Origin of the sequence: Pseudomonas sp. 86_A (assembly GCF_017491705.1) — a bacterium.
GTDB lineage: Bacteria > Pseudomonadota > Gammaproteobacteria > Pseudomonadales > Pseudomonadaceae > Aquipseudomonas > Aquipseudomonas koreensis.
On sequence record NZ_JAFGYS010000010.1, the window covers coordinates 119704 to 143764 of the forward strand.

The 24061-nt window shown below is 60.0% G+C and carries 24 protein-coding genes; 11 read left to right on the forward strand and 13 right to left on the reverse strand.

Going from position 1 to position 24061, the window contains the following annotated elements:
* Positions 1-2 precede the first annotated feature (2 nt).
* The 3 genes from J5M57_RS16685 (at position 3) to J5M57_RS16695 (ending at position 2658) form a co-directional block, all read left to right on the forward strand.
* Positions 3-1922 (forward strand): alkaline phosphatase D family protein, encoded by a 1920-nt coding sequence (locus J5M57_RS16685; protein WP_207847894.1) that lies wholly within the window; start codon positions 3-5, stop codon positions 1920-1922.
* 230 nt (positions 1923-2152) lie between these two features.
* Complete coding sequence (locus tag J5M57_RS16690; RefSeq protein ID WP_086791676.1) at positions 2153-2407, forward strand: type II toxin-antitoxin system prevent-host-death family antitoxin; 255 nt, start codon at positions 2153-2155, stop codon at positions 2405-2407.
* Positions 2404-2658: a Txe/YoeB family addiction module toxin gene (locus J5M57_RS16695; protein ID WP_169842387.1), complete on the forward strand. Its 255-nt coding sequence runs from the start codon at positions 2404-2406 to the stop codon at positions 2656-2658. The genes J5M57_RS16690 and J5M57_RS16695 overlap by 4 nt, the downstream gene beginning before the upstream one ends.
* Here J5M57_RS16695 and J5M57_RS16700 read toward each other — a convergent pair.
* On the reverse strand, positions 2652-3818 hold the full coding sequence (locus tag J5M57_RS16700) for an aspartate aminotransferase family protein (RefSeq protein WP_207847893.1): 1167 nt from the start codon (positions 3816-3818) through the stop codon (positions 2652-2654). The two genes, J5M57_RS16695 and J5M57_RS16700, sit on opposite strands and share 7 nt — an antisense overlap.
* 102 nt (positions 3819-3920) lie before the next feature.
* Between J5M57_RS16700 and J5M57_RS16705 the strand changes: the two genes are divergently transcribed.
* The 3 genes from J5M57_RS16705 (at position 3921) to J5M57_RS16715 (ending at position 5860) form a co-directional block, all read left to right on the forward strand.
* Entirely contained in the window at positions 3921-4826 is a 906-nt protein-coding gene (locus tag J5M57_RS16705; RefSeq protein ID WP_207847892.1) for a LysR family transcriptional regulator, read from the forward strand.
* Between the two features lie 55 nt (positions 4827-4881).
* Positions 4882-5283 carry a GNAT family N-acetyltransferase gene (locus J5M57_RS16710; protein WP_207847891.1) on the forward strand — a complete coding sequence of 134 codons (402 nt, stop codon included), beginning with the start codon at positions 4882-4884 and terminating at the stop codon, positions 5281-5283.
* Positions 5284-5344: 61 nt separating this feature from the next.
* On the forward strand, positions 5345-5860 hold the full coding sequence (locus J5M57_RS16715; RefSeq protein WP_207847890.1) for a hypothetical protein: 516 nt from the start codon (positions 5345-5347) through the stop codon (positions 5858-5860).
* Position 5861: 1 nt separating this feature from the next.
* Here the strand turns inward: J5M57_RS16715 and msrA are convergent, their stop codons facing one another.
* Genes msrA through msrB form a run of 3 tightly spaced genes read right to left on the reverse strand, consistent with a single transcriptional unit; the run spans position 5862 to position 8919 of the window.
* Entirely contained in the window at positions 5862-6566 is a 705-nt protein-coding gene (msrA, locus tag J5M57_RS16720; RefSeq protein ID WP_207847889.1) for a peptide-methionine (S)-S-oxide reductase MsrA, read from the reverse strand.
* A 15-nt stretch (positions 6567-6581) separates the two neighbouring features.
* Positions 6582-8357 carry a cytochrome c biogenesis protein DipZ gene (locus J5M57_RS16725; protein ID WP_207847888.1) on the reverse strand — a complete coding sequence of 592 codons (1776 nt, stop codon included), beginning with the start codon at positions 8355-8357 and terminating at the stop codon, positions 6582-6584.
* A 43-nt stretch (positions 8358-8400) separates the two neighbouring features.
* The gene (gene msrB / locus J5M57_RS16730) at positions 8401-8919 is read right to left on the reverse strand and encodes a peptide-methionine (R)-S-oxide reductase MsrB (protein WP_207847887.1); all 519 of its coding nucleotides are present in this window, start codon (positions 8917-8919) and stop codon (positions 8401-8403) included.
* A gap of 151 nt (positions 8920-9070) precedes the next feature.
* Here msrB and J5M57_RS16735 point away from each other — a divergent pair, with 151 nt between their 5' ends.
* The 3 genes from J5M57_RS16735 (at position 9071) to J5M57_RS16745 (ending at position 12119) form a co-directional block, all read left to right on the forward strand.
* Positions 9071-9781, forward strand: a complete 711-nt coding sequence (locus J5M57_RS16735; protein ID WP_169842395.1) for a response regulator transcription factor — start codon at positions 9071-9073, stop codon at positions 9779-9781.
* A complete protein-coding gene (locus tag J5M57_RS16740; protein WP_207847886.1) occupies positions 9778-11298 on the forward strand; it encodes a HAMP domain-containing sensor histidine kinase in 1521 nt (506 codons plus the stop codon). Before J5M57_RS16735 ends, J5M57_RS16740 begins: the two co-directional genes overlap by 4 nt.
* 119 nt (positions 11299-11417) lie before the next feature.
* Positions 11418-12119 carry a hypothetical protein gene (locus J5M57_RS16745; protein ID WP_207847885.1) on the forward strand — a complete coding sequence of 234 codons (702 nt, stop codon included), beginning with the start codon at positions 11418-11420 and terminating at the stop codon, positions 12117-12119.
* Positions 12120-12186: 67 nt separating this feature from the next.
* On the opposite strand, the gene J5M57_RS16750 is transcribed toward J5M57_RS16745, so the two are convergent.
* From J5M57_RS16750 to hmpA, 9 genes are all read right to left on the reverse strand, one after another.
* A complete protein-coding gene (locus J5M57_RS16750) occupies positions 12187-12678 on the reverse strand; it encodes a RidA family protein (RefSeq protein WP_207847884.1) in 492 nt (163 codons plus the stop codon).
* 311 nt (positions 12679-12989) lie between these two features.
* Positions 12990-13877, reverse strand: coding sequence for a heme o synthase (gene cyoE / locus J5M57_RS16755; RefSeq protein ID WP_003227980.1), 888 nt, complete (start codon positions 13875-13877; stop codon positions 12990-12992).
* A 10-nt stretch (positions 13878-13887) separates the two neighbouring features.
* On the reverse strand, positions 13888-14223 hold the full coding sequence (gene cyoD, locus J5M57_RS16760) for a cytochrome o ubiquinol oxidase subunit IV (protein ID WP_003227981.1): 336 nt from the start codon (positions 14221-14223) through the stop codon (positions 13888-13890).
* On the reverse strand, positions 14223-14846 hold the full coding sequence (cyoC, locus tag J5M57_RS16765) for a cytochrome o ubiquinol oxidase subunit III (RefSeq protein WP_003227982.1): 624 nt from the start codon (positions 14844-14846) through the stop codon (positions 14223-14225). The genes cyoD and cyoC overlap by 1 nt, the downstream gene beginning before the upstream one ends.
* Before the next feature lie 3 nt (positions 14847-14849).
* Positions 14850-16877, reverse strand: coding sequence for a cytochrome o ubiquinol oxidase subunit I (gene cyoB / locus J5M57_RS16770; protein WP_169842399.1), 2028 nt, complete (start codon positions 16875-16877; stop codon positions 14850-14852).
* 3 nt (positions 16878-16880) lie between these two features.
* On the reverse strand, positions 16881-17822 hold the full coding sequence (gene cyoA, locus J5M57_RS16775; protein WP_207847883.1) for a ubiquinol oxidase subunit II: 942 nt from the start codon (positions 17820-17822) through the stop codon (positions 16881-16883).
* A gap of 826 nt (positions 17823-18648) precedes the next feature.
* Entirely contained in the window at positions 18649-19158 is a 510-nt protein-coding gene (locus J5M57_RS16780; protein ID WP_025109264.1) for a disulfide bond formation protein B, read from the reverse strand.
* Positions 19159-19183: 25 nt separating this feature from the next.
* Positions 19184-19744, reverse strand: a complete 561-nt coding sequence (locus J5M57_RS16785; protein WP_207847882.1) for an ester cyclase — start codon at positions 19742-19744, stop codon at positions 19184-19186.
* 218 nt (positions 19745-19962) lie between these two features.
* Positions 19963-21144, reverse strand: coding sequence for an NO-inducible flavohemoprotein (gene hmpA / locus J5M57_RS16790; RefSeq protein ID WP_064589098.1), 1182 nt, complete (start codon positions 21142-21144; stop codon positions 19963-19965).
* 163 nt (positions 21145-21307) lie between these two features.
* Between hmpA and norR the strand changes: the two genes are divergently transcribed.
* A complete protein-coding gene (gene norR, locus J5M57_RS16795; RefSeq protein WP_207847881.1) occupies positions 21308-22861 on the forward strand; it encodes a nitric oxide reductase transcriptional regulator NorR in 1554 nt (517 codons plus the stop codon).
* A 270-nt stretch (positions 22862-23131) separates the two neighbouring features.
* On the forward strand, positions 23132-24034 hold the full coding sequence (locus J5M57_RS16800) for a chemotaxis protein (RefSeq protein WP_064589100.1): 903 nt from the start codon (positions 23132-23134) through the stop codon (positions 24032-24034).
* Positions 24035-24061: the final 27 nt, after the last annotated feature.

The following is a 24061-nucleotide window of genomic DNA, read 5'->3' on the forward strand; positions in this document are numbered from 1 at the left end:
GAATGTCCCCGATACCTGCTGACCTGAACCCCCTGCCTCCCGTGTTGGCCGGCCCGCTGCTGCGCCGGCTGGAACCGAGGCGACTGGTGCTGTGGCTGGTCGGCAGCCGCGAGCTGGCGCTGACCCTGCGCTTGCAAGGTGTAGGAGACATTCCTCTCAATGCCGGGAAATGCACGGTCATTCCTGTAGGCCGTCACGCGTTCGTCCATCTGATTGACGTCACACTCGACAGCGCCCTGCCCTTTGACAGCCGCATCGACTATGACCTGCTGATCGACGACCAGACGCCCATCGCCGACTGGGCGCCGCATCTGCTGTACGGCGATGCCCGCTGCCCGAACCTTGTGCTGCGTTCGCGGATTGATCAGTTGCTGCACGGTTCCTGCCGCAAGCCTCATCACCCGGCCGCTGACGGTCTGCTCTGTGTCGATCAACTGTTGGCGGCAGAAACCGCTCCGCAGCAACGCCCCGCCCTGCTGATGATGAGCGGCGATCAGGTCTACGCCGACGACGTTGCCGGCCCGATGCTGCGTGCCATTCATGCCTTGATCGAACGCCTCGGTCTGTTCGACGAATACCTCGACGGTGCCGTGGTCAGCGACAGCGCCAAACTCTACGAACATCCGGCCAGTTACTACCACCGTGCGGATTTGTTACCGGCGCTGGAGAGCAACGAGACATTGCGCGAGCGATTTTTCGGCGGCGCGCGTAAGCCGATTTTCACCAGCAGCAGCGCCGACAATCACCTGGTGACGTTCGCCGAAGTCATGGCGATGTACTTGCTGGTGTGGTCGCCGGTTGCGTGGACGCTGATCAATCCGACAGCGCCCTCGCTGACGCCTGAACGCTTGCAGCGCTATACCCTCGAACACACCCGCATCGATGCCTTCAAGGCCGGTTTGGGCAGGGTCGCCCGGGCGTTGGCGCACCTGCCGAGCCTGATGATTTTCGATGACCACGACATCACCGATGACTGGAACCTTTCCGCGCAATGGGAGGAAACCGCCTACGGTCATCCGTTCTCCAAACGCATCATCGGCAACGCCTTGATCGCCTACATGTTGTGCCAGGGTTGGGGCAACAATCCGGATGCGTTCAAGGATCTGCTGGAGAACACCCGACGCCTGAGCGCCAGCGGTGATGATCGCTATCTCGACAGCCCGGTGCAGGACGCGTTGATCGATGAACTGCTGCGCTTTCAGCATTGGCATTTCGTGCTGCCGACCAGCCCGGCACTGGTGGTGCTCGACACCCGCACCCGTCGCTGGCGCAGCGAGATGGCGCTCAAGCAACCGTCGGGGCTTCTGGATTGGGAGGCGCTGAGCGAATTGCAGCAAGAACTGCTCGATCATCCGTCGGCGATCATCGTTTCACCGGCACCGATCTTCGGCGTGAAGCTGATCGAAACCGTACAAAAGGTGTTCAGCTGGTGCGGTTATCCGCTGCTGGTCGACGCGGAAAACTGGATGGCGCACCGTGGCGCCGCGCAGGTGATCCTGAACATTTTCCGACACTCACGCACACCCGGTAACTACGTGGTGCTGTCCGGCGATGTGCATTATTCCTTCGTCTACGAAGTGCTTATCCGACACCGCAAAGCGGGGCCGCGGATCTGGCAGATCACCAGCAGCGGGATCAAGAACGAGTTCCCGAAAACCCTGCTGGAATGGTTCGACCGCCTCAACCGCTGGCTCTACTCGCCGCGCTCGCCACTCAACTGGTTCACCAAACGCCGCCGCATGCGCATCGTGCCGTACACCCCGGAACATGCCGAAGCGGGCGAGCGCCTATGGAATTCGGCGGGGATCGGCCAGGTGTTTTTCAATGACCAGGGACAGCCGAGCGAGATCATTCAGCACAACTCGAACGGGGCGCTGAAGACGCGGATGCTGGCGCCGGCGTTGGGGGATTATCCAGACTGAGTCTCAGGTTCTTTTCCTACACTGACATTGCCAGATGATGACAACACAACCTCTGCGCATGAGGCAAAACCGAGGATGAGGATTACAGCCTTCTCAGAAACGTCTCCAAAGTTCTTGAGCGATACTAAATGACTCGCAGCCCTCCTTCTGCGAAACAACCATTGGTAGGTATCGCCTTGTCATCATGTACTCATTTCTGTACGTTCTTTGCATCCAGCGAGGACTACGACATGCAAACCATCAACTACACCACAGCTCGCGCGCATTTGGCCGAAACGATGGATCGCGTTAACGAAGACCGGGCTCCCCTTCTGGTCACGCGCCAAAAAGGTGAACCCGTCGTGATGATGTCTCTGGCTGAATACAACGCACTTGAAGAAACAGCCTACTTGCTGCGCTCTCCAGCCAACGCCGAACGCTTGATCAAATCGATTGGCGAAATGCGTGCCGGCAAAGCCAAAGTCAGGCAATTGATCGAAGAATGAAAATCGAGTTCACGCCATTAGGCTGGGAAGACTACTTGTGGTTTCAACAGAACGATAAGGCCGGACTCAAACGAATCAATCTGTTGATAAAGGCAATTCAGCGCGAACCGTTTGAAGGGATCGGCAAGCCTGAGCCGCTCAAACACAACATGAGCGGCTTTTGGTCCAGACGAGTAACGGGTGAACATCGTTTGGTCTACAGCATCGAAGGGGGTGAGATTTGCGTCATTAGTTGCAAATATCACTACTGAATGATGTGCCCCAACCCTCTGACAATCATCCCCACCTCCCGCTCATCAAGCGTCAGCGGCGGCAGCAGCCGTATCGTCTTGCCACGCGTCACATTGATCAGCAACCCATGATCCCGCGCCGCAATCAGCGTCAAATCGCGGATCGGCTGTTTCAACTCGATTCCAATCATCAAGCCCTGCCCGCGAATCGCCAGCACATTGGGGTTGTCCGCCAGCTCGGCGCGCAGACGGGTCAGCAGGCGTTCGCCCTGCACCCGGACGTTCTCCAGCAGCCCCTGATCTTCGATGATGTCCAGCACCGTGCAGCCGACCCGACAGGCCAGCGGATTACCGCCAAACGTGCTGCCATGACTGCCGGGGGTTAACAGCTCCGCCGCCCTGCCCCGCGCCAGACAGGCGCCGATCGGTACGCCGTTGCCGAGGCCTTTGGCCAGGGTCATCACGTCCGGAACAATGCCTTCATGCTGAAACGCGAACCACTGGCCAGTGCGGCCGATGCCGGTCTGGATTTCGTCAAGCATCAGCAGCCAGGCGTGGCGATTGCACAGTTCACGCAGGGCCTTGAGGTAACTGGGCGGCGCCAGTTGTACGCCGCTTTCGCCTTGAATCGGCTCGACCAGAATCGCCACGATCCGCTCGCCATGCTTTTGCTGCACCTGCTCCAGCGCGGCCAGATCACCGAAGGGCACTTTGACGAAATCCCCCGGTAGCTCGTTAAAGCCCAGACGCACCGCCGGCCCATCGCTGGCCGACAGAGTCCCCAGCGTGCGGCCATGAAACGCATTGGCCATGACCACCACCAGCGGCTGGTCGATGCCTTTGCTCCAGCCGTACAAACGCGCCAGTTTCAGCGCAGTTTCGTTGGCCTCGGCGCCGGAGTTGTTGAAGAACGCCCGGTCCATTCTCGATAGCTGCGTGAGTTTCTGCGCCAGCTGTTGCTGCCAGTCGATGCTGTACAGATTGGAGGTGTGCAGGAGCATTCCAGCCTGCTCGCTGATGGCCGCGACGATGCGCGGATGCGAGTGCCCGACATTGGTCACCGCTACGCCCGCAACGGCATCCAGGTATTCACGACCGGCCTGGTCCCACAGGCGAGTGCCCAGGCCTCTGATGAAACTCAGGGCGAGCGGTTGGTAGGTGTTCATCAGGGCGGCGGTCATGACTTCAAACTCCAGTGAAGGTCGGTGTGTTTGCAGTATGGTTAGCCACCAGAACTGGATAAACTCGGCGAAACTTCAATCATTTAACAGCTGGGCTTGATAATGGACCTGTTGCAGGCGATGAGCGTGTACGTGAAGGTCGTGGAAGCCGGGAGCATGACGGCGGCCGCGTTGCAGTGCGAAATGTCCACGACCATGGTCGGCAATCACCTGCGCGCGCTGGAGAAACGGCTCGGCGTACAACTGCTGCAGCGCACTACCCGGCGGCAGCGCTTGACCGAATTTGGCAGTGTTTATTATCAGCGCTGCCTGGATGTTTTGGGTTTGGTGGCCGACTCCGAACGCCTGGCTGAACAGGCCCTCGATGAGCCGCGCGGCCTGCTGCGCATCACCGCGCCGCTGACCTTTGGTGTCGAACGCCTGGCCCCGGCGCTCAGCGAGTTTTCCCTGCAATACCCGCAGGTCAAAATGGATGTGGTGCTGACCAACAGCCGACCGGATCTGCTGGAAAGCGGCCTCGACGTAGCGTTTCGGCTGGGGCATTTCGAGCAATCGAACCTGATCGCCCGGCCGCTGATCGACTACACCCTGACCGTGTGCGCCTCTCCAGCCTACGTCGCCCGACGCGGCATGCCGATCACTCCGGAAGACCTGCAACAACACGACTGCCTGTCGTTCGCCTACCCCGCCGGCGATGACTGGCAATCGGTGGAAAAACGCTGGCGCCTCAGCGGCCCGGACGGCGAGATTCTGGTCGACGTCAGTGGGCCGATGCTGATGAACACCTCCGCCGGCCTGCATCAGGCAGCGCGCACCGGGATGGGCATTGTGATGTTGCCGGATGCGTTGGTGGAACAGGATCTGCGCGACGGTAAACTGGTGACAGTGATCCCCGATTACCAGCCCCCGAGCCGCCCGTTGCATCTGCTGTACGCGCCGGATCGTTATCGCTTGCCGAAGCTGCGTCGGTTTGTCGAGTTTGCGATGCAAACCTGGGGCAGGTCCTGACGCCAGTCGCGATCAACTACGCTCGAATAACTGCCAACAAGGACTCTGCCAGCCAATGAACAACATCACCGTACGTCATCTATTACCCGTGGAAGTGGAGCCAGTGCGACAGTTCCTTGGGCAAAATGGCTGGAGCCACCGAACAGGCTCCAGCGACCACTTCGCTCAACTCATCGAAAACTCCCAACGCACTGCCGTCGCGCTGAGCGGCGAGCAGATCATCGGTTTCGCCCGAGGCATCACCGATGGTTTGTCCAACGGCTATCTGTCGATGGTCGTGGTCGATGACCAGCATCGACGCGCAGGCGTCGGCCGCGCGCTGGTCGAGCATGTGATGGGTGACAACCCCGAGATCACTTGGGTCCTGCGCGCTGGGCGCGAAGGGGCGGAGAGGTTTTTTGCCAGTTTGGGGTTTGAAACATCGCTGATTGCCATGGAGCGGCCGCGCTTGAAATAACCGGCGCCGACCATGGCAACCGCTATGATTCATTTTCTCTTTCAAGCACGGACGCCCATTGATGCTAATCACTCTGCAAAACACCCCACTGTGGGTTTATGCGGTTTTCCTGGTACTCGTTTATTTCGGGATCAAGGCTCGCTCGCCCAGCCCCAAGAGCCGTTTAGCAATGCTGGTCACACCGCCAGCATTGATAGCCTGGTCTCTCTTTTCAATAAATCTGACGCTTGACCCAGCCCTGTCCCTCAGTTGCTGGATCGGCGCCCTCTTGCTGGGCGGCGTTACGGCATGGCTAATGTTTTCGACGCAATACGTGACGCTTGATGATTCGCAAACAGGACTGATCTTGCCCGGCACATGGAAAGTGCTGATGTTGTACCTGCTGTTTTTTGCCGTGAATTACTACTTTGGCTATCAGGATGACGTGCATCCGGAGCACGCCTCTGCTCCGGATATGCTGCGGTTCAAAGCTGCAATGTCAGGTTTCGTCTGTGGGTTGATAGGCACTCGTTCGCTGAAGTATTACCGGTTGCTGCGCTTGCTTCAGGCGCAACGCCCGGGATTGACCGCACAATGAATCAGGAGCCGTCCTTCACCAACACCGGCTTCTCCTGATAACGCTGCGCAAACAACTGCTTCAACTGCGCGACCTTCGGCATGTCGTTGATCACGATGTACGGATAGGTCGGATGTTCGGTGAGGAAGTCCTGGTGGTAGTCCTCCGCCGGGTAGAAGTCGTTGTAGGTTTCCAGTTTGGTGACGATCGGTTGGCTGTAGGCATGCGCTGCGTCGAGTTGGGCGATGTAGGCCTGGGCCACGCGTTGTTGATCGGCGTTGACCGGGAACAGCGCCGAGCGGTATTGCGTGCCGCTGTCGGGGCCCTGACGGTTGAGTTCGGTCGGGTTGTGGGCCACCGAGAAGTAGATCTGCAACAGGGTGCCGTAGCTGACTTGCGTCGGGTCGAAGGTGACTTGCACCGACTCGGCATGACCGGTGTCGCCTTCACTGACGCGCTCGTATTCCGCCGTGTTCGCCGCGCCGCCGGCGTAACCGGAGACGGCTTTCTGCACGCCTTTGACGTGTTGGAAAACGCCTTGTACACCCCAGAAACAACCACCGGCGAACACGGCAGTTTCACTGTGCGCCTGGGTGGTTTCATCAAGGGTCGGCGGCGCAATGACCACCGCGTCTTCAGCCCCGAAAGAAAACGCCGAGCACTGACCGATCACGCCGGCCATCGCGACGCCCAACAATCCGCGTCGCCAGTTGTTTTGAGTTTTCATGTTGCGCACTCCCGCTCAGCCGAAGGTGAAGGCGTAGGCCGATACGCCCGGGTCAAGAAATTCGATGGTGAAGGTGCGATCCTTCACCGCATCGGTTTGCCGCACCAACTGGTACAGGCGCTGTTCGGTCACGCGACCACTGCCATCCGGGGCGACATCCACACCGTGGGCGTCACCCGGCGCCTGCCCGTCAATCGACACGTTGAAACGTACCGGTTTGCCATCCGCGCCCGGGCCCAGCACCAGATGCAGATCGCGGGCGTGGAAGCGGTAAACGATGCGACTGGCCGGCGCGCTGGCGGTGGCGCGCTCGGCACCGACGGCCCATTGGCCGCCGAGGCTCCAGTCATTCAAGTTCAGGTTGGTCGGTGGGATATAGGTCGCGACCTTGTCAGGCACCAGGCCGGTTTCCGGTACGAAATGTTCCGCGCGTTGGTAGCCGACGTAGGTTTCCGGCGACAGCACCTGATGCATGTCCGGCGCCTGTTGCACACCATTGGCATCGGCGTTGATCAAGCCGTCGGCCACGGTTTTCGCCCCGGCCTCACGCAGTAACTGCTGGATGACCCGCTCCGATTCGGCGTAGTCGCCTTCGCCAAAATGGTGGTAGCGAATGCGTCCCTGGGCGTCGGCAAAGTAATGCGCCGGCCAGTATTCGTTGTTGAAAGCGCGCCAGATCTTGTAGTCGTTATCAATCGCCACCGGGTAGTTGATGCCCAGCTCTTTCATGGCTTTGGTGACGTTGCCCACATCGCGCTCGAAGGCGAATTCCGGAGCGTGCACGCCAATCACCACCAGGCCCTGATCGTGGTACTTCTCGGCCCAGGCTTTGACGTACGGCAGCGTGCGCAGGCAGTTGATGCAGGAGTAGGTCCAGAAATCCACCAGCACCACTTTGCCCTTGAGTGCCTGGGCGTCCAGCGGTGGCGAGTTGAGCCATTGCACGGCGCCATTGAGCGGCGGCAACTGGCCTTCGATCGGCAGTGTTCCCGGGGCCTTGTCGGCGACTTTCATCGCAGCGCCCACGGCAGGAATCTGCGTCATCATCGTTGCGTTACCCGATGGAGACTTGCCGGACAGCTGGCCGACCAGCGCTTGTTCAATCCCGCCAGTGGATGCCGTCGACAGCCGTGCCAGCAGCCCGGTGTCGAGGCCCAGCGCAATCGCCGCGACACCCGCGAGCATCGCCGCGCCCAACCCGCGCCGGATCCATTCACCGGTGCCGATCGAGCGCTTCATCAGCGCAAATACTTTACCGCCCAGCAGCAAGGCCGCCGCCAGCGAAGTCGCGGCGCCCGCCGCGTAGGCGAGCAACAACAGCGTGGTGGCGATGCTTGCCCCTTGCAACGCGGCTCCGGTCAGAATCAAGCCGAGAATGGGTCCGGCGCACGGTGCCCAGAGCAGCCCCGTGGCGACGCCGATCAGAAACGAGGCGCCGGGACGCGGACGATTGTCCTGTCCGGCGGCCTCGGACAGGCGACTGCCGGCCGACACCAGTGGCCGGGTCAGCCGCTCGGCGAGGCGCGGCAACAGCAGCGTCAGCCCGAACAGTGCAACGAACAGCAACGCGAGCCAGCGACCGTACTGATTGACTTGCACCACCCAACCGCCGCCCACCGCTGCCAGCGTGGCGACGAGGGCGAAGGTCAGCGCCATCCCGGCCAAGAGCGGCAAGCCACTCTTGATAAACGGCTGCCCGGTGCGAGCGAAGACAAAAGGCAGAACAGGCAGGATGCACGGACTGACGATCGTCAGCACACCGCCCAGATAAGCGAGAACCAAGAGCCACATGGTGTCGTCCTGTAGAAAGTGAAGAGCGAATACGTGTCATGGCTCATGCCGCCACGGGTTTGAAGGTCATTGCCAGGCCATTCATGCAATAGCGCAGGCCAGTGGGTTTCGGGCCGTCGTCGAAGACATGCCCCAGGTGCCCGCCGCAACGTCGACAGTGGACTTCATTGCGGGCCATGCCGAAGGAGCGGTCCTGTCGCGTCGCCACCGCATGCTCCAGCGGCGCCCAGAAACTCGGCCAGCCGGTGCGGCTGTCGAATTTGGTCGCCGAAGAAAACAGCGCCAGATCACAGCCCGCGCAAGCGAAAGTGCCGTTGCGATGCTCGTCGTTAAGGGGGCTGGTATAGGCGCGTTCGGTGCCTTCTTCACGCAGGATGGCGTACTGCTCGTCGGAGAGCCGCGCGTGCCATTCGCTGTCGCTGTGGGAGACCTCAAACACCTCATCGGCCTGCGCCTGATCAATCAGCGCGGTGCCCGGGGACAATTTTGGCAATACACCCACCACCAGGGCTGCAAGCCCCAGCCCGCCACTCGCTACGAGAATCTGTCGCCGTGAAAACATGGCCGTCTCCAAAAATTCCAGGTGCCTGTCATGGAACACAGCCTAGGCTTGGGTTGATCGCCAAATCCTCACGGGAAGTTAACGAATTCGTGATAACTCGCCGCGGGGAAAAGCCGCACAATGCGCTCACTGCGCCGAAGGATTGAGCTTGATGGAACAGACCAGACGCATCCTCGTGGTCGAGGATGATCAACACATCGCCGACCTGATTTGCCTGCACCTGCGCGACGAGCATTACGACGTCGTGCACAGCGCCGACGGCGATGACGGCATGCGCCTGTTGCAGCAAGGGCAATGGGATGCGCTGATCCTCGACCTGATGCTGCCGGGCGTCGACGGCCTGGAAATCTGTCGCCGTGCCCGGGCGATGGCGCGCTACACACCGATCATCATCACCAGCGCGCGCTCCAGCGAACTGCACCGCATCCTCGGTCTGGAGCTGGGAGCCGACGACTACCTGGCCAAACCGTTCTCGATGCTGGAACTGGTGGCCCGGGTCAAAGCCTTGCTGCGCCGGGTCGACGCCATGGCACGCAACCTGAAGATGGACGCCGGCAGCCTCAGCCTCGATGGCCTGAACATCGACCCGATTACCCGCGACGTCACCCTCAATGGCGCCCGCCTGGACCTCACCCCGAGGGAGTTCGACCTGCTGTATTTTTTCGCCCGCCAGCCGGGCAAGGTGTTCTCGCGCATGGACCTGCTCAACGCGGTGTGGGGCTACAGCCACGAAGGTTACGAGCACACGGTCAACACCCACATCAATCGCCTGCGGGCGAAGATCGAACGCGATCCGGCGCAACCGACCCGCATCCTCACCGTGTGGGGTCGTGGCTATAAATTCGGCACGGAACAACCATGAAACTGACCCTGTCGCAGCGCCTGTCGCTGGTGTTCGCCGTGTTGCTGCTGGTGTGCTGCGGCACCTCGGCATGGCTGCAGGTGCGCTCGAGCAAGATGCATGAAGTGGAAGTGGTGCAAGGCTTGTCGCGGGATCTGGCGCAACACATCGCCCATGACACGGTGCTGATGGACAGCAATGGCCTGATGCCCGGTGCCGTGCGCGAGTTGTTCAGCAAGCTGATGCTGGTCAACCCGAGCGTCGAGGTGTACCTGCTCGACACCGAGGGGCGGATTGTCGGCAATGCGGCGCCGGAGGGACATCTGCGCCGAGAGACGGTCGATCTGGCGCCGATCCGCCGGCTGCTCAATGACCAGCCGCTGCCGATCCTCGGCGATGACCCGCGCAGTGCCGACGGGCGCAAGGTGTTCAGTGCCGCGCCGTTGCGGGTCAACGGCCAGCCGGCCGGCTACCTGTACGTGGTGCTGCTCAGTGAAGAACACGATCGCTTCGCCGAACGCGGTGCCACCAGCGCCGCGCTGAACACGGCATTGCTGTCGATCGGGCTGGTCGCGCTGTTGTGCCTGATTGCCGGTCTCACCGCATTCAACCTGATCACCCGGCCCTTACGCCGGTTGACCGAAACCGTCAGCCGCTTCGACATCGACGGCGCGCCGCAAGCGCTGCCGGCCCCGTCCACCGCTGTGGATAAAAGCGCTGACCCGGATGAAATCGCCGTGCTCGACGCCGCCTTCCGGCAGATGCAGACCCGTCTCGGTGAACAGTGGCGCTCGCTGACCCGGCAGGATCAGGAACGTCGCGAGCTGGTGGCGAACATCTCCCACGACCTGCGCACGCCGCTGGCCTCGCTGCACGGGTATCTGGAAACCCTGTCGCTCAAGGACGCCACGCTCACCGCCGAAGAACGCCGGCGTTATCTGGGCATCGCCCTGGATCAAAGCCGCAAGGTTGGCGGGCTGGCGCAATCGCTGCTGGAACTGGTGCGCCTGGAACACGGTTTCGTGCAGCCGGTGCTGGAGCACTTCTCCCTGATCGATCTGCTGCAGGACATCTTCCAGAAATTCGAACTGGCCGCTGAAGCACGCCACGTCGAACTCAAGGCCAGTTTCGTGCCGAACCTGCCAACGGTCTGCGCCGACCTCGGGCTGATCGAACGGGTGCTGACCAACCTGGTGGACAACGCCTTGCGCCATACCCCTCAGGGCGGCGAGATTGAGCTGGATTTGAAGCCGCGTGGCGCCTTGGTGGAGGTGACGGTCAGCGACACCGGCCCGGGCATCGCCCCCGAGCTGCGCGAAGGTCTCTTCCTGCGCCCGTTCAATATCGGCGGCGCGCGGCGCGACGGTGGATTGGGCCTGCGCATCGTGCACCGCATTCTGCAACTGCACGGGCGCGAGATTCAGTTGCTGGACGTCGCGGGGCGCGGCGCGACTTTTCGCTTCTCGCTGCCGACCGATCAGCAAACCGCTGAACAGTGGATGATGCGCTCGATGAATTCGCACACCCCGGACAAATAATCCGCACCGCCGGCCTGTTGTTCCGTGACAACACCGCCCCGCTCCCCTAAATTAACCGGCCTGAAAAAGACCTCGCGCTTTCTCATCTCCACTCAAGTTAAAAAAGTAGTGAAATTTCAATGTCCGATTTCAACACCGCTGAATCCGTAGTCACCGAATCGTCCAAAGCGGAATACGAAAACTCCATCAATCTTTCACAACACCTTCCACAAGCCAAAATCATCAGCGAGATGGTCCTGGACGCTTTCCAGTCGACCCGCGAAAGCGACCAGATCCGCGAGCTGCGCGCGGCGATTCGTCAGGCGCATGACAGCTTCGATGACGACAAGGCCTACGAGCTGATGGGCGAACTCAAGCGCCTGAAGGACGCCGAAGCCGCCGACATCGCCGCCCTCGAAGACCTGAGCAGCAAGTTCTCGATCGGCCGCATCCTGTCCAGCTTCAAGGACGATCCGGCATTTCAGGAAATCGTCTACGGCCTGGCCCTCAAAGTGCTGAACCAGACCCATCAGGCGATCAGCAACCCGAGCGGCGGCAAGAGCAAGGCCGCCAAGAAGAAAGAACTCGAAATCTTCACCATCAGCAAGGACGGCGTCAGTGTGACCCTGCCGCTGCGCACTCCACGTTCGCGCTTGAGCGTTGACCGCGAAGCGCTGGAGTTCCTCGGTTTCACCTTCGTCGGTGAAGGCGAAGAGGCCGAGCTGGAGGGCGAAACCTTCCTCGACAACGCCGGCACCGAACACGCGATCAACCGCAAGAACATCATCACCGCCCTGCAACAGCAGACCGCGTTCGATGGCTACAGCATCGCCGCGCAGTAAATCCGGCGCAGACGAAAAAGCCCCGCTCTGAGGTCCAGGCGGGGCTTTTTGTTGGGCGGCCCAGGGGTCAGGCTTCCGGGTGCACCGCCGCGATCATGTCGACTTCAAGCGCCGCGTTCTTCGGCAACTGATACACACCGACCGTGGTGCGGGTGTGCCGGCCGGCGTCGCCGAGCACATGACTGAACACGTCCGATGCGCCGTTGGCCACTTCACTCAGGTCAACGAAGTCCGGGGTGGACTTCACATACACCGTGACCCGCAACAACGCCCGGATCTTGTCCAGCGAACCCACCGCATCGACGATCAGCGCCAGGCAACGCATGGCGCTGATGCTGGCGGCGGCTTGGGCATCCTTGAGGGTCAACTCCAGACCAACGCGGCCGGGATACAGAATCCGGCCATTGACCCTCGGCACCATGCCGCTGATGTACAACTCATCGCGATGACGAATCAGCGGCGCGTAATTGCCGCCGGCAGTGTTCTCGCCATGGATGTCGTACTTCAGCTCTTGTGCCAGGGCAATGAAGCGCTCGTCGCAGGTCATCCTCTCAGTCATTTCGCCCAGCCTCTGAATCGATGCGTGAAATTTCGCGGAGTAGAACAGTTGAGCGCCGAGGAAATGGCATGGCGCTATCACTGAAGGTTGGATCCAAATCTAGGTGTTTTGACAGTACTCCGCAACCTTCGAAATCGGCGGCGCGCGCCATCGCGAGCAGGCTCGCTCCCACATTTGATTGGCGTCGTTCACAAATCCACTGTGGGAGCGAGCCTGCTCGCGATGGTGTCACCTCGATTCAGCATAATTCACCCAATAAAAAACCCCGCACATCTCTCAATGTGCGGGGTTTTTCTTGAAGCCTTACAGCCTTACGGCGCGTACGTCAGCAGCAACTCGGCCGGCACCTTGAAGTCCAGGGACATCATGACGCTCAGGGCGGTGATGGTGAAGATCGAGAACACGAACAGCTTGCGTGCCCAGACCGTGTCATCCACCGCCTTGTAGCCGGTCCAGGCCATGTACAACCAGTACATGCCCATGGCTGCGGCAACGGCGAGGTAGCTCATGCCGGCGTAGCCGCTGAAGGTCAGCATCAGGGTCGCCACGAGGAACGCCAGGATGTAGAGCAGGATGTGCTTCTTGGCCACTTCGATTCCGCGCTTGACTGGCAACACCGGAATCGATGCGGCCAGGTAGTCGTTGAAGCGGAAGATCGCGATGGCGTAGGAATGCGGCATCTGCCACAGGCTGAACATCACCAGCAGGGTCAGTGCGGCCATGTCGAAGCTGTTGGTTACGGCAACGTAACCGATCACTGGCGGCATGGCGCCCGACAGACTGCCCACCAGCGTGCCGTGAACCGACTTGCGCTTGAGGTACAGGCTGTAGAAGCCGACGTAGATGATGAAGCCGATTACCGCGAACAGGGCAGCCAACGGGTTGGCCACCTTGTACAACAAGGCAACGCCGAGAACACCCAGGATGGTCGCGTAGACCAGGGCCAGTTTCAGGGAGATCAAGCCCTGCACCAGCACCCGGTTTTTGGTGCGTTCCATCTTCAGGTCGATGTCGCGGTCGATGCAGTTGTTGAACACGCAACCGGAGGCCACGACCAGGGAAGTGCCGATCATGGCGGCCAGGAACACCGCCAGATCTACATGCCCTTTCGAGGCCAGGAAGAACCCGCCTGCCACAGAAAGCACGTTACCGAAAATGATCCCCGGTTTGGTGATTTGGATAAAGTGCTTGAGCGACATCGGGTCTACCTCACTTCGCCATCATGTACGTGTGGATGCTGAACATGATCCACAGCGACAGGCCAACCAGCAGCAGGATCACGATGGCCGTAAAGACAAACGCGATCACGTTGTTACGTTGTGCAATCGAACGGTCCAGGTGCAGGAAGTAGTACAGGTGAACGATCACCTGGATTACCGCGAACAGCAGGACGATTGCCAGCGTGGTCGACTTCGGCAATGTCGGAAACATCACCAGGCCGAACGGGATGGCAGTCAGGATCACCGACAGGATGAAGCCGATGGCGTACGACTTTACGCTGCCGTGGCCAGCATCATGGCTGTCATGGGAGTGTGCATTAGCCATTACAGAGTCCCCATCAGGTAAACAACGGTGAATACGCAGATCCACACCACGTCCAGGAAGTGCCAGAACAGGCTCAGGCAGCTCAGACGGGTCTTGTTGGTCGCCGTCAGGCCGTGCTTGTTGACCTGGTACATCATGATGCCCATCCAGATCAGACCCGCGGATACGTGCAGACCGTGGGTACCGACCAGGGTGAAGAACGCCGACAGGAAGCCCGAACGGCTAGGACCGAAGCCCTCGGAGATCAGCAGGTGGAACTCGTTGATCTCCATGGCGATGAAGCCTGCGCCGAGCAGGAAGGTCATGAACAACCAGCCCAGGACCTGCTGCTTTTTACCCTTGTACAACGCCAGCATGGCGAAGCCGTAGGTGATCGAACTGAACAACAGCAGAGCGGTTTCGCCCAGCACGTATGGCAGTTCGAAGATGTCGTGGCCCGAGGGGCCACCGGCGACGTTGTTTACCAGTACTGCGTACACCGCGAAGATCGACGCAAACAGAATGCAGTCGGTCATCAGGTAGAGCCAGAAACCGTATACGGTCATCTCGCCCGAGTCGTGGTGATGGTCATCGTGCCCATGGTCACCATGGGCGTGTCCAACATTGGTCACTAAGTTCGACATGGTTTAAGCCTGTTCCAACGAGGTTACACGGGTGGCATTGGCCGGGATTTTCCCTGCCGCGACCAGACGCTTGTGCTGCTCGGCTTCGATGCGTTCGATCGTTTCAACCGGAACCATATAGCCCTGGTCGTCACGCGCCGCGTGGATCACGAAGTAGATGACAGTGCCGGCCAGGCTGGCGATCGCCAACCACCAGATGTGCCAGATCATCGCGAAACCGAAGACGGTTAGCAGTGCGCCCATCACCACGCCAGTGGCGGTGTTGTTTGGCATGTGGATCGGCTCGTACTTGGCCGGAGCCTGGTACGCGGTACCGTTTTCCTTGGCTTCGGTGAACGGGTCGATGCAGTCAGCCTTCGGCAGCACAGCGAAGTTGTAGAACGGAGGTGGCGACGAGGTCGACCATTCCAGAGTGTGAGCATTCCACGGGTCACCGTGATCGCAAACGTTCTCTGGCTTGTTGCGGTCACGCACACTGACGTACAGCTGGATCAGTTGGCAGGCGATACCGACAGCGATCATCACCGCACCGAACATGGCAACGTACAGGTACGGTACCCACTCAGGGTTGGTGGTGGCGTTCAGACGACGGGTCATGCCCATGAAGCCCAGTGCATAGAGCGGCATGAACGCGACGAAGAAGCCCGAGATCCAGAACCAGAACGCTGCTTTACCCCAGCCTTCGTGCAGCTTGAAGCCGAACGCTTTCGGGAAGTAGAAGCCGAAACCTGCGATGTAGCCGAATACCGCGCCGCCGATGATCACGTTGTGGAAGTGCGCGATCACGAACAGGCTGTTGTGCAGAACGAAGTCAGCACCCGGGATGGCCAGCAGTACGCCGGTCATGCCGCCGATGGCGAAGGTCACCATGAAGCCCAGGGTCCACAGAACCTGGCTGGTGAAGCGCAGACGGCCCTGGTAGATGGTGAACAGCCAGTTGAACAGCTTCACACCCGTCGGGATGGAAATCAGCATCGTCGCCAGACCGAAGAAGGCGTTGACGCTGGCACCCGAACCCATGGTGAAGAAGTGGTGCAGCCACACCATGAAGCCCAGTACCGAGATCGCGCCCGAAGCGTAGATCATCGAGTGGTGGCCGAACAGTTTCTTGCCGGTGAACGCCGAGATCACTTCCGAGAAGATGCCGAATGCCGGCAGGATCAGGATGTAAACCTCAGGGTGGCCCCAGGCCCAGAACAGGTTGACGTACATCATTGGATTACCACCAAGTTCATTGGTGAAAATGTGGAAATCCATGTAACGGTCAAGGGTCAGCAGTGCCAGGGTAGCGGTCAGGATCGGGAACGAAGCCACGATCAGAACGTTTGCCCAGGTGCAGGTCCAGGTGAAGATCGGCATGTCCATCAGTTTCATGCCAGGGGTACGCATTTTCAGCACGGTGGCCAGGAAGTTGACCCCCGTCAGCGTCGTACCTAACCCGGATAGCTGTAGCGCCCAGATGTAGTAGTCCATGCCCACGCCAGGGCTGTATTGCAGACCCGACAGCGGTGGATACGCAACCCAACCGGTCTTGGCGAATTCGCCGACGCCCAGGGACAGGTTGATCAGGACAACGCCGGACACCAGCAGCCAGAAGCTCAGGGAGTTCAGGAACGGGAAGGCAACGTCACGTGCGCCGATCTGCAGCGGCACTGCAAGGTTCATCAGGCCGGTGAAGAATGGCATCGCCATGAAGATGATCATGATCACACCGTGAGCGGTGAAGATCTGGTCATAGTGTTCAGGCGGCAGGTAGCCAGGCGAACCCTCGGTGGCCATGGCCAGCTGGGTACGCATCATGATGGCGTCGGCAAAGCCACGCAGCAGCATGACCATGGCAACGATGATGTACATCACGCCGATTTTCTTGTGGTCGACCGACGTCAGCCACTCGGTCCACAAGTAGGTCCACTTCTTGAAGTAGGTGATTGCAGCGAACAACGCCAGACCACCGAGCGCGATCATGGAGATGGTCACCATGACAATCGGCTCGTGGAAAGGGATCGCTTCCCAACTTAATTTACCAAACATCGTTTACTCCTCTGCCCCGGCAGCTGAATGCGAATTCGAGTCCATGTCCGTTGCCGCCACTTCTTTCTCTTTCTTCTCGTGCTTCAGCGGCTTGCCCGGTTTCATGCCTTCGTACTTGTCGACGATGGTCTGGAACAGGTTCGGCGTGACCGAGGAGTAGAGCTCGACTGGATTGTTCTGGCTTGGCTTGGCAAGGGCTGCGTATTCAGCTGGTTCAAGCTGTTTAGGTGCCTTTTTGACTTCACTTACCCAGGCGTCGAAATCTTCCTGAGAAGTTGCGATCGCTTTGAATTTCATACCGGTGAAACCAGCGCCGCTGTAGTTGGCGGAGATACCGTCCATTTCAGCGTTGCGGTCAGCGATCAGGTGCAGCTTGGTGGTCATGCCCGCCATCGCGTAGATCTGGCCGCCCAGGCCCGGGATGAAGAACGAGTTCATCACGGCGTCCGAAGTGATCCGGAAGTTGACCGGGGTGTGCGCCGGGAACACGATCTTGTTGACCGTGGCAATGCCTTGTTCCGGGTAGATGAACAGCCACTTCCAGTCCAGCGCAACGACTTCGATGGTCACCGGCTTGACGTCGGATTCAATCGGACGATACGGGTCCAGCTTGTGGGTCGAAATGTAAGTGATGTAACCCAGGGCGATGATGATCAGGACCGGAATGGTCCAGACCGCCACTTCGATTTTGGTCGAGTGCGACCATTTCGGGGTGTAGACGGCGTCCTTGTTGGAGGCGCGGTATTTCCAGGCGAACAGGAAGGTCATGACGATAACCGGCACAACGACCAACAGCATCAGCAGTGTGGCGGTGATGATCAGGTTGCGCTGTTCCAGGCCGACCTGGCCCGTTGGATTGAGCAGGGTCATGTTGCAGCCTCCCAGCAACAACGTGCCGAGCAGCGGCACTAGGCCTAGTAATCTGGGGTACCTGTTTTTACTCATCTCACGACCTCTAAAGCAGCTTGCGCAATGCAGTTGGGTTTTGATCGCCAACACTTCACCCTGCCAAGGGTTGGCATTTTCTTTGGATTGAATAAGGGCCGCCCGTCGCGCGTCAGACGCTCGACAAAACCTTGGGACAGCGGTCAGTTCTTATTCGAATTCGTGGTCAAAGGCCTTGTTACAGACCAATTCCATTTGGTGCGGAAAGTTGGAAGGCACCGACACCTGGGTGTCTCAAAAGCCTTTCGGCCTGCTCGACACCCGACTTCCTGTCCAGTTCCTTAATAAAGGTTGAACAGTGCCGGGAATTCAATGCGGGCGATTGTAGATAGGTAGCGCCCTATACACCATGTCTTATCCCGAAATAATTTTTATCGCTCAGAGCAACAATCCATCACCGTTTTTGCAAAAGTTCCGCATGTTATCGAAATCAGTTCTCAACAAAAACGCCAAAAAATGTAGGCCTATCCACCTCAGTTCAGACAGCTCTGAAGGCTTTTTCCCAGAGCTGAATCGGCGCAAAGCCCGATATTCAAAGGCCTCTGGCCATCTACCAAGGCCTGTTAAAACTGCCTGATCTGGCACACGCGTGCAAAACCAGAAAAATGCCTGAACAGACCAATCCTTTTTTGTAACATTACGCCATTCCGGCTCGGCGCCATGCCCTGCGACATGCCGTGTGTGACAACATGTCGCACACCTGTCGCACGCTCCATTGCCGTTCGTCACGGTGATTTCACAATCACTCTGAAATGCAAAACGCCCCGATCGGCTGATCCGCAAATCGGGGCGTTTTCTGTATCGGCCAATTCGCCGAAGAGTTGATTCAGCGCAGTGCTTTTCGGTTACGCGAGGTCAGCAGCGGCACCAGGATCACCACCAGCACGAAGGCCACCAGTGCCCATTGCGCCAGCGACAGGCCGAGGATCGGCGGGTACGGCGTCGAGCAGAAACCGTCGACCTGGAAGCCCAGCGGGAAGATCTTCGCCAGCGGCAGGTCGTCGACAATCGGCTGCAACACGTCGATGCCGCAGCTCACCGCCGGATAGAACTGGGTGTAGACGTGATGCCCGGCGACACCCGCACCGGCAATCGCGCAGATCACCACCAGCACTTCGAACACGGTGATGCTGCGTCGCGTGCGCATGGCCGCGCCAATGAAGGCGAACAGCGCGATCAGCAGCAATGCATAACGCTGCAGAATGCACAGCGGGCATGGCGCCTCGCCCAGCACGATCTGCATGTACAGCGCGCCACCAATCAGCGCCAGGCAGATGATGCCCAGCAGCACCAGAAAGCGCCGCTCACGTCCCAGTCGAATCGTTTCCTCGCTCATCGCGTTTCCCTTGTATGTCCATGGTTCAGCTGGCCGGCGGCTGCGCTTGCAGTTGCGCCATCAGGCTGATGTTGTCTTCGATATGCCAATTGGCCGCGATGCGACCGTTGTCGATCTGATAGATATCGGTTGCCCGGAAGTCTACACGCTGGCCCTGCCCTTTGAGAGCCTTGAACGTGCCACTGAAGTGCCCGCGAAAGTGCAGATGCACCACCACGCGGTCACCGGCGATGATCATTTGCTCGATCTCGCAACTCAGGTCCGGCACTGCCGTGCGAAAGAACTTCGACGCCAGCAAGGGTCCGGTCGGCCCCTGCACCCGGCCTTCGGGCGGGGTCTTGTCGACAAACTGCGGCGACAAGGCTGCCGTGGCCAGAGCCTCTTCCCCACTGTTCCAGAAACTGCCGTAACGCCGCGCCGCCAACTCCATCGCCTGTTGCTGCGCCTTGGGCAGGCTCTGATCGACGATCAGGCTCTGCGGTGAAATCAACGCCGATTCGGCCGAGGCAAACGGACTGGCCAGCAACGCGGCCGACAGGCCCAGGGTTGCCAGGCTCAAACGAGGGGAGAAGATGATGTGCGACATGGGGGCGATCCTGATCAGTTAAACGAACGAGCGCCTATCATCAGCATCGGGGAATAAACGATAAACCGGTTAAGAAACGATTAACCTTTAAACAGAATTTAATAATTGATACCGCGTAACGGCAATCGCGAGCAGGCTCGCTCCCACATTTGACCTGCGGCGAACACAAATCCTGTGGGAGCGAGCCTGCTCGCGAATGAACACAACCCGGTATCAGATCACTCCAAAGCAGCAGCCGGCCCGAAGAACTCATACCGGCTCTGCTGCTCCGGCACACCCAGCGCTTTCAGATGGCGCTTGATCGCCCCCATGAAACCTTTCGGCCCGAGGAAGTAAGCGTCGACATCCCGTTGCGCCGGCAACCATTCGCCAAGCAGGGCCTGATCCAGCAGGCCGACCTTGTCCGCCGCCGGGCTCACGCCGTCGTCTTCGGCATAGCAATAGAAGCGCTTGAGCTGCGGATGACGCGCCGCCAGTCCGTCGATCCAGTCGCGGAACGCGTGCACGCTGCCGTTACGCGCGCAGTGGATAAAGTGCACCGGGCGCTCGGTCTGCAGCGCCGCTTCGAGCATCGCCAGGGTCGGCGTGATGCCGACACCGCCACTGATCAGCACCAGTGGTTTGTCGCTGGCGGTCAGGGTGAACTCGCCCGATGGCGGGAACAGTTGAATGCTCGCGCCGACGTGCAGTTGATCGTGCAGGTGGTTGGAGGCGCGACCACCCGGTTCACGTTTGACGCTGATCCGGTACTGACCTTTATTGGCCAGCGCCGACAGCGAATAGTTGCGGCGGACTTCTTCGCCGTCGAGGATCAGCTTCATGCCGATGTACTGGCCCGGCTCGGCGGCGAGGATCGGCCCCTTGTCCGCAGGTTCGAAGTAGAACGAAATGATTTCCGCGCTCTCCTCGACCTTGTCCACCACGATGAACTCCCGCGCCCCGCGCCAGCCGCCAACGGCTTGTTCTTTCTGGTCGTAGATCGCCGCTTCGGCGCCGATCAGGATCTCGGCCAGTTGGCCGTAAGCGGCGCCCCACGCGCTCATCACTTCAGGGGTGGCGATCTCGTCGCCAAGCACTTCGGAAATCGCCCGCAGCAGGCAGGTGCCGACGATCGGGTAATGCTCCGGCAGGATCTGCAGGGCCACGTGCTTGTTGATGATTTTCGCCACCAGATCGCCCAACTGATCGAGCTGATCGATGTGCCGAGCGTACATCAGTACACCATTGGCCAAGGCACGCGGCTGGTCGCCACTGGCCTGGTGCGCCTGGTTGAACAGCGGGCGCACCTCAGGGTATTCGGAGAGCATCATGCGGTAGAAGTGCGTGATCAGCGCTTCACCGCCGCTTTCCAGCAAAGGCACGGTGGATTTGACGATGGCACGATCCTGGACGCTAAGCATAAGAGTGACTCCTGAGCTATCTTGAGAATTACCCTAGGCATATCAGTTTTCGTGCCATATTTTTTATCCATATAAATCAACTACTTATATTTTAAGTAGTCATTTAGACCCAGACAGATTTATAGTCATAGCGACTACACCGTGTCTCTTTGACTACAAGACCATGACTGCCAAATCCCTGCTCACCGCTTTACTGCCACTGGTCTCCGACCTGTCCCGCGAACTGCCCGAAGGCGAGCGCTACCGGCGCCTGCTCGAAGCCATGCGCGCCCTGCTGCCGTGCGACGCCGCCGCGCTGCTGCGCCTGGACGGCGAATGGCTGGTGCCGCTGGCGGTGGACGGTTTGAGCACCGACACCCTCGGCCGGCGCTTCAAGGTCAGCGAACATCCACGTTTCGAGATTCTGCTGGAGGGCGCCGGACCGACCCGGTTCGCCGCCGACAGCGACTTGCCCGACCCGTATGACGGGCTGGTCGACGGCCACGGCGATCACCTCGAAGTGCACGATTGCCTCGGTTGCCCGCTGTTCGTCGATGAACAACTCTGGGGCCTGATCACCCTCGACGCCCTCGACCCTGAGCGTTTCGAACCGATCGAACTCGACGCCCTGCAAGCCTTCGCCAGCCTCGCCTCAGCCACGGTCAACGCTGCCGAGCGCATCGAACGCCTGGCGCTGCGTGCCGAAGACGAACACCAGCGCGCCGAGGTCTATCGCCAGGCCAGCGGTCAGCAGCAGCGCGAAATGATCGGCCAGAGCAAGGCGCACAAACGGCTGGTGGAGGAAATCAATCTGGTCGGCGGCAGCGACCTGACCGTGCTGATCACCGGCGAAACCGGGGTCGGCAAGGAACTGGTAGCGCAGGCGATCCACGCTGCCTCCCCGCGCGCCGACAAACCGATCATCAGCCTCAACTGCGCCGCGCTGCCCGACACCCTGGTCGAAAGCGAACTGTTCGGCCACGTGCGCGGCGCCTTTACCGGCGCCACCAGCGACCGTCGCGGCAAGTTCGAACTGGCCAACGGCGGCACGCTGTTTCTCGATGAAGTCGGCGAGCTGTCGCTGACCGTGCAGGCCAAGTTGTTGCGCGTGCTGCAAAGCGGCCAGTTGCAGCGCCTGGGTTCGGACAAGGACCATCAGGTCGACGTGCGCCTGATCGCCGCGACCAACCGCGATCTGGCCGAAGAAGTGCGCAGCGGCCGCTACCGCGCCGACTTCTATCACCGCTTGAGCGTGTACCCGCTGCGAGTCCCGGCATTGCGTGATCGCGGCCGCGACGTGTTACTGCTCAGCGGCTTCTTTCTGGAACAGAACCGCTCACGCATGGGCCTCAACAGCTTGCGCCTGAGCAGCGACGCCCAGGACGCGCTGCTCGCCTACACTTGGCCGGGCAATGTGCGCGAACTGGAACACTTGATTGGCCGCAGCGCACTGAAAGCGCTGGGTAACTGCAAGGTACGGCCGAAGATTCTCAGTTTGAGCGCGGCGGATCTGGATTTGCCGCATGAGGTTGTGGATAACTCGGTTGAGCCGGTTGCCGAGGTGCCCGCGATGCCGTTGATCAGCGGCGATTTGCGCAGTGCGACCGAGCAATATCAGCGGCAGTTGATCAGTGCGGCGCTTGAGCGTAATCAGGATAATTGGGCGAGCGCGGCCCGGGAGTTGGGGCTGGATCGGGCGAATCTGGGGCGCATGGCTAAACGCCTTGGAATGAGATAAGCCCCCATTGTGGCGAGGGAGCTTGCTCCCGCTCGACTGCGCAGCAGTCGCACAATCAACCGACACCGATTGCCTGACAAACCGGCTGCAGATTTGGGAGCGCTTCGCACTCCAGCGGGAGCAAGCTCCCTCGCCACAGGGCATTCGCCGCCGTTCGGCCGAGATTGGGGATTGAGCCTAAAGCCTGCCCCCGACAAGTCGATAACCCGGCATCAATAGTTTTTGGCGATTTGCACCCTCGCCCATCACCTTTTTCCACAGAAGGTTTATATGTCTTCCACCAAAGCCCGCGCAGATTCACTTTCGCTTCTGCTGTTTACCTTGCGCAGCGGCAAGCTGATGGCGATCAACCTGCTGAAAGTCAGTGAAATCATCCCCTGCCCACCCCTGACCAAAATGCCCGAGTCGCACCCGCACGTTAAAGGCATTGCGACCCTGCGCGGCGCCTCGTTGTCGGTGATCGACCTCAGCCGCGCCATCGGCGAACGGCCGCTGGAAGACCCGAACGGCGGCTGCCTGATCGTCACCGACGTCAGCCGCTCCAAGCAGGGTCTGCACGTGCAGGCGGTGAGCAAGATCGTCCATTGCCTGACCACCGACATCAAGCCGCCGCCGTTCGGCTCCGGCGGTTCGCGCGCCTACATCACCGGCGTGACCTCGGTGGACGGCACACTGGTGCAGGTGCTCGACATCGAAAAAGTCATCCACAGCATCGCCCCGGCGCAGATCGAAATGGCCCCGACCGACCTGACCATGGAAGACGCCGAAGTGCTCGGCAACGCACGCATACTGGTGGTCGACGACAGCCAGGTGGCGCTGCAACAATCGGTGCACACCCTGCGCAATCTCGGCCTGCAGTGCCACACCGCGCGCAGTGCCAAGGAAGCCATCGACTGCCTGCTCGATCTGCAGGGCACCGCGCAGCAGATCAACCTGATCGTCTCCGACATCGAAATGTCCGAGATGGACGGCTACGCCTTCACCCGCACCCTGCGCGAAACCCCGGACTTCGCCCATCTTTACGTGCTGCTGCACACCTCGCTCGACAGCGCGATGAACAGTGAAAAAGCCCGTCTGGCTGGCGCCAACGCGGTGCTGACCAAGTTCTCCTCGCCAGAACTGACCCAGCGCCTGATCGAAGCGGCCAAACACGTCGCGGCCAACGGTCACTGAGTCTTGGCGCAGAGCTATTGCTTCCTG

What these genes read in the sequence shown, in the direction of transcription:
- J5M57_RS16685 (WP_207847894.1), top strand. Translation starts at nt 3, where the DNA reads ATGTCCCCGATACCTGCTGACCTGAACCCCCTGCCTCCCGTGTTGGCC.
- J5M57_RS16735 (WP_169842395.1), top strand. Translation starts at nt 9,071, where the DNA reads ATGGAACAGACCAGACGCATCCTCGTGGTCGAGGATGATCAACACATC.
- norR (WP_207847881.1), top strand. Translation starts at nt 21,308, where the DNA reads ATGACTGCCAAATCCCTGCTCACCGCTTTACTGCCACTGGTCTCCGAC.
- J5M57_RS16715 (WP_207847890.1), top strand. Translation starts at nt 5,345, where the DNA reads ATGCTAATCACTCTGCAAAACACCCCACTGTGGGTTTATGCGGTTTTC.
- hmpA (WP_064589098.1), bottom strand. Translation starts at nt 21,144, where the DNA reads ATGCTTAGCGTCCAGGATCGTGCCATCGTCAAATCCACCGTGCCTTTG.
- J5M57_RS16710 (WP_207847891.1), top strand. Translation starts at nt 4,882, where the DNA reads ATGAACAACATCACCGTACGTCATCTATTACCCGTGGAAGTGGAGCCA.
- cyoC (WP_003227982.1), bottom strand. Translation starts at nt 14,846, where the DNA reads ATGTCGAACTTAGTGACCAATGTTGGACACGCCCATGGTGACCATGGG.
- J5M57_RS16695 (WP_169842387.1), top strand. Translation starts at nt 2,404, where the DNA reads ATGAAAATCGAGTTCACGCCATTAGGCTGGGAAGACTACTTGTGGTTT.
- J5M57_RS16700 (WP_207847893.1), bottom strand. Translation starts at nt 3,818, where the DNA reads ATGACCGCCGCCCTGATGAACACCTACCAACCGCTCGCCCTGAGTTTC.
- msrA (WP_207847889.1), bottom strand. Translation starts at nt 6,566, where the DNA reads ATGAAAACTCAAAACAACTGGCGACGCGGATTGTTGGGCGTCGCGATG.
- J5M57_RS16780 (WP_025109264.1), bottom strand. Translation starts at nt 19,158, where the DNA reads ATGAGCGAGGAAACGATTCGACTGGGACGTGAGCGGCGCTTTCTGGTG.
- cyoB (WP_169842399.1), bottom strand. Translation starts at nt 16,877, where the DNA reads ATGTTTGGTAAATTAAGTTGGGAAGCGATCCCTTTCCACGAGCCGATT.
- msrB (WP_207847887.1), bottom strand. Translation starts at nt 8,919, where the DNA reads ATGTTTTCACGGCGACAGATTCTCGTAGCGAGTGGCGGGCTGGGGCTT.
- cyoA (WP_207847883.1), bottom strand. Translation starts at nt 17,822, where the DNA reads ATGAGTAAAAACAGGTACCCCAGATTACTAGGCCTAGTGCCGCTGCTC.
- J5M57_RS16725 (WP_207847888.1), bottom strand. Translation starts at nt 8,357, where the DNA reads ATGTGGCTCTTGGTTCTCGCTTATCTGGGCGGTGTGCTGACGATCGTC.
- J5M57_RS16745 (WP_207847885.1), top strand. Translation starts at nt 11,418, where the DNA reads ATGTCCGATTTCAACACCGCTGAATCCGTAGTCACCGAATCGTCCAAA.
- J5M57_RS16785 (WP_207847882.1), bottom strand. Translation starts at nt 19,744, where the DNA reads ATGTCGCACATCATCTTCTCCCCTCGTTTGAGCCTGGCAACCCTGGGC.
- cyoD (WP_003227981.1), bottom strand. Translation starts at nt 14,223, where the DNA reads ATGGCTAATGCACACTCCCATGACAGCCATGATGCTGGCCACGGCAGC.
- J5M57_RS16800 (WP_064589100.1), top strand. Translation starts at nt 23,132, where the DNA reads ATGTCTTCCACCAAAGCCCGCGCAGATTCACTTTCGCTTCTGCTGTTT.
- cyoE (WP_003227980.1), bottom strand. Translation starts at nt 13,877, where the DNA reads ATGTCGCTCAAGCACTTTATCCAAATCACCAAACCGGGGATCATTTTC.
- J5M57_RS16705 (WP_207847892.1), top strand. Translation starts at nt 3,921, where the DNA reads ATGGACCTGTTGCAGGCGATGAGCGTGTACGTGAAGGTCGTGGAAGCC.
- J5M57_RS16690 (WP_086791676.1), top strand. Translation starts at nt 2,153, where the DNA reads ATGCAAACCATCAACTACACCACAGCTCGCGCGCATTTGGCCGAAACG.
- J5M57_RS16740 (WP_207847886.1), top strand. Translation starts at nt 9,778, where the DNA reads ATGAAACTGACCCTGTCGCAGCGCCTGTCGCTGGTGTTCGCCGTGTTG.
- J5M57_RS16750 (WP_207847884.1), bottom strand. Translation starts at nt 12,678, where the DNA reads ATGACTGAGAGGATGACCTGCGACGAGCGCTTCATTGCCCTGGCACAA.